The sequence below is a fragment of the Bradyrhizobium sp. genome, from assembly GCF_004799405.1.
Lineage (GTDB): Bacteria > Pseudomonadota > Alphaproteobacteria > Rhizobiales > Xanthobacteraceae > Bradyrhizobium.
This window is the reverse complement of the sequence record NZ_SSMW01000155.1, coordinates 1-4,107: the sequence shown is the minus strand read 5'-3', so window position 1 is coordinate 4,107 and position 4,107 is coordinate 1. Positions and strand designations below refer to the sequence as shown.

Here is a 4,107-nt window from a genome sequence, read left to right as displayed (position 1 = left end):
CGTTTGCGTCCTCGCGATCACGATTGTCTATGCCCTGATCCTGCCAACCCTCTTGCTGGTGCCCCGAGGCCTGATCGCCACCGCCGACGGGCAAACGCTCGGCTGATGGATGTTCTCGGGGGTGCAATACAGACATCCCATTTCAAGGGCGTCACGACTGTTCTTGGACCCGAAGCGGAAGTCGCGCTGGATCGCCCGTGGTCACGAACTAGGGTCTCTCGCGCAGCGTGAGGTCCGTGCTCCAGCTGGTCTGTGGTCAATTGCGCGCGCCTTTTTACAAATCGAAAAATGCGATTTGCGGTACAAGCCAACCCATCATTAACGGGATGGTAAAGGAAATCACCAAAAGTAAACCTTTGCAATTGAAGCAGATGTTTAGGAGAGCCACCATGGCCCTCGGAGTCAAGCTCAGAAGCTTCGCTTTCTTGCGCCTTAATCTCGGCCCGAAGACCGTCCTGAGTGCGGCTCTCCTGATAGCCGTGACCACCGTGCTCGTGGTGGGCGCGGGCTATTGGTCATTGACGCGCGACTTCGACAGTCGCGCGAAGCGCGATATCGACGTTAATCTCCGCACTCTCAGTCTCGCATTCGGCGAAACCTTCCCTAGCGCGAAAATCGCAATTCGAGATGGCGTCGTTGAGCGTATTGAAATTCCGCAGATGCCGGAATTCAGCGATCACGGCATTGTGGATCGGGCAACCTCATACGTCGGTGGCACGGCCACGCTATTCGTTTACGACGGTGCGTCACAGCAGTTTGTTCGCCGAACGACGAATGTGAAAAAAGAAAATGGCGACCGGGCGGTTGGCACGCAACTCGCGGCTGATCATCCTGCCCAAGCCGTACTTCGCCGCGGCGAAGCCTACAAAGGCCCGGCGATACTGTTCGGGCGTCATTTCTACACGGCTTATCAGCCAGTCTTCGGTGCCGCCGGCAAAGTGATCGGCATCGTTTATGTTGGTATTCCCACAGCTGAGCTCGACGGCATGCTGTGGCAAGCTCTCTGGGCAATGACCATTGCCGCGGCCATCGCCGCTCTGCTGGTGCTCGGGATGACGATGCTGATTGTTCGCCGCGTCACCAAGCCGCTGAAGGCTGTGACGGACACACTGACCGCTCTCGCCGAGAGAAGGGCGGACGTCGAAGTTAAGCACACCGAGCGGCATGACGAAATCGGCGCAATTGCCCGGACCGTCGGCGTTTTCAAAAACAATGGCATCGAGCGCCGCCGGCTTGAGGCTGAACGCATTAGTAATGAAAAGCTTGCGATTGATCGGCGCAAGTCGGAGCTGAATCAATTTGTCGAGGATTTCCGCGCCAAGATCGGCGGGATCATTGAGCGGGTACTGGATTCTTCGGGGCAATTTGAAAAGGATGCACAGCGGCTTTCCCTGACCGCCAGTGCAACGGCGAAGATGTCGGGTGAATCCGCCGCTGCCTCTAGACTGGCCTCTGAGCATGTCCGCAGCGCAGCGGCCGCCTCGACTGAGCTATCCCAGTCGATCGTAGAGATAAGCCGCCGGGTTCAGGAGTCGAACGGCGTTACCGCTGATGCGGTCAATCAAGCCGATGCCACCGACGAGCGGATGAGGGAGTTGTCGGCGGCGGGGGATCGGATCGGCCACGTTGTAAAGCTGATCACATCGATTGCGGAACAAACCAATCTGCTCGCGCTTAACGCGACCATCGAGGCCGCTCGGGCTGGCGATGCGGGCCGTGGATTTGCCGTAGTAGCGCAAGAGGTCAAGAATCTGGCAGGCCAGACTGCAAAGGCCACCGACGAGATCAGCACACACATTGTCAACATGCAGCGCGCCACCGGGGAATCCGTCGGCGCGATCAAGGCGATTGGGTTGACGATCGAACGCATCAGCGGGATCACCACATCGATTTCCTCCGCTGTCGAGCAGCAGGGCACTGCTACCCAAAGCATTGCAAAAGGTGTCCAGGCTGCCGCCAGCGGTACCCTCGATGTCGCTGATAACGTCGAGCACGTTGCAAAAAATGCCCGTGAAACGGGGGCGACATCGGGTTTAATGTTGAAATCGGCACAAGAACTCTCAGATGTGAGCACTCACCTCAGGGACGAGGTCGAGAAGTTCTTGGATAGCGTTCGCGCGGCGTAATTGGCACTTTTCGGACATGCCGGGGCGGTCTGACGATGTCCCGTTCATCGGGGGTAGACCGGAAGTGGTCGCCAGAGGGCCAAAACGGCGCGTTTGACCCGAAGCGGACGTCGGGCGCGCAGACTGTCCTCCCCGTGCCATTTCTTTCGTTGGGCAGTCTCAGTGCAATGCAGTGAAACAATCGACGTGCGCTAAGGAACAAGTGATCCGGATAACAGTTGCCCAGCGACGAAGCCGGAGTTGATCTTTGATTTGGACGCCGCCGGAAGTTCGAGTTTCACGGCGGTGTCTTTGAACCGACATAGGTTTCGGAGCAAAATCATTGAGAGACTTTTAAGATCTGAGGAGAATAGGCCATGCGTGTCTTGATCCTCGCATTATCAGTCCTGGGAATTCTCGTCGGTGCAGATGCTGCCAAAGCCGGTCCGAGCACGACGCCCCGCGACCTGTCGGCATCCCTCGATCCTGCAACCTTTGCCGACCAAGCAACTCAGGAAACCGAAGATCAGATCGGCCTCGACAAGAGAAAGCGTCGCGACGTACAGCGCAGGCTGACCCGTCTCGGCTTCGACACCAAGGTCAACGGACGGTTCGACGAGTCGACTCGGGCCGTCATCACGCGCTGGCAGGGGGCACGTGGTTATCCCAAGACTGGCTTCCTCAACACGCTGCAGCATCAAGCGCTACTGACCGAGTCTATCTCGGCGGCGCACGCCAGCCTCAGCAGCAGCGACAAATCCGATGACGACCGTCCGGCCGATCGTCGCGGCGGGGGTGGTGCTCACCATCACCACAGTGGTGGCGGTCCAGGTGGACTGATTGGCGGCGTGGTGGGCGGACTGTTCGGACGCAGGTGACACGACAAACTGTACGGTGCGTGAACCATCATGAAAATCAGTCGCAGCGCTTCTCGGCCGGCGGCTGCACGCGCATGCGGTGGGAAGTTATAGCGTGCGACGGGGACCGTGATATGATGCCGCCATGCGTATTGCGATCCTGGCTGACATCCACGGCAACGTCCTTGCGCTCGAAGCGGTTCTTGCCAATCTCGAGCATCGAAATGTGGACCAGATTGTCAATCTTGGCGACTGCGTGTCTGGTCCGCTGTGGCCGCGCGAGACCGCCGAACTGCTGATGCGCTTCAACTGGCCGACCATTCGCGGCAACCATGACCGCTGGGTGACCGATTGGCCGGCGGAAAAGCACTATCCATCGGATTCATTCGCCTTTCGGGCGCTTGATTCGGTGCAGCTCGCATGGCTGCGAGCCTTGCCGCCGACACGTGATCTCGGCGACGGAATCTTTGCTTGTCACGGCCGCCCGGACGACGACACTGCCTATCTGCTGGAGAACGTTGAGGGCGACCGTCTAGTGCCGGCACGGCGCACGCAAGTGACCGAGCGCGTCCGCGCCGTCACCTCTCGCTTCGTGCTTTGTGCGCATAGCCATATTCCGGGAGCGGCGGCTGCCGGCGACAAGATGGTCATCAATCCGGGCAGCGTCGGATTGCCGGCCTACGAGGACCCTACGCCGCCCGCGCATGTCTCGGAGTCCGGCAGCCCCATGGCCCGCTACGCGCTGCTCCAGTTCGACAAAGGACAGTCAAGTTTCGAGCACATCGCCATCCCGTACGACCATCTCGCCGCCGCCCGGCGCGCGGAAGAAAACCAGAATCCCGCCTGGGCGCATTTCCTCGCTACCGGCTATGCGCGAGTTCGCGGCGTGAGATGATTCATCAACCTCAAGACGGCGACTAGGCCTCACGGTGCCGCCGTTACTCCTCGCCCGCGCCGGCGGGTGATCAAATGAAATCGGCTGATGTCTGTTCCTGGCACTTAGCGGACATTCCGACTGCGTCGCTCAATGTCCGCTTTCGGAGGGTGGTCTCAACCGGTTGACGCAACACTTTATCTTAGAGGGAAAGGATGGAGTGTGGGATGGAACGGAGATTTCATAGAGGGTTTACTGCGGCGGAGAGGAC

3 protein-coding genes are annotated in these 4,107 nt (G+C 59.2%); all 3 read left to right on the top strand.

Annotated elements, in window-relative coordinates:
* The first annotated feature begins 389 nt into the window (after positions 1 to 389).
* Entirely contained in the window at positions 390 to 2,126 is a 1,737-nt protein-coding gene (locus E7813_RS25055) for a methyl-accepting chemotaxis protein (protein WP_291577978.1), read from the top strand.
* Positions 2,127 to 2,482: 356 nt separating this feature from the next.
* Positions 2,483 to 2,983 (top strand): peptidoglycan-binding domain-containing protein, encoded by a 501-nt coding sequence (locus tag E7813_RS25050; protein ID WP_291577977.1) that lies wholly within the window; start codon positions 2,483 to 2,485, stop codon positions 2,981 to 2,983.
* Positions 2,984 to 3,107: 124 nt separating this feature from the next.
* Positions 3,108 to 3,857 carry a metallophosphoesterase family protein gene (locus E7813_RS25045; RefSeq protein ID WP_291577976.1) on the top strand — a complete coding sequence of 250 codons (750 nt, stop codon included), beginning with the start codon at positions 3,108 to 3,110 and terminating at the stop codon, positions 3,855 to 3,857.
* The last annotated feature ends 250 nt before the right edge of the window (positions 3,858 to 4,107 follow it).

Excerpts from the sequence above, each read along its gene's own strand:
- E7813_RS25055 (WP_291577978.1), top strand. The coding sequence starts at position 390 with ATGGCCCTCGGAGTCAAGCTCAGAAGCTTCGCTTTCTTGCGCCTTAAT.
- E7813_RS25050 (WP_291577977.1), top strand. The coding sequence starts at position 2,483 with ATGCGTGTCTTGATCCTCGCATTATCAGTCCTGGGAATTCTCGTCGGT.
- E7813_RS25045 (WP_291577976.1), top strand. The coding sequence starts at position 3,108 with ATGCGTATTGCGATCCTGGCTGACATCCACGGCAACGTCCTTGCGCTC.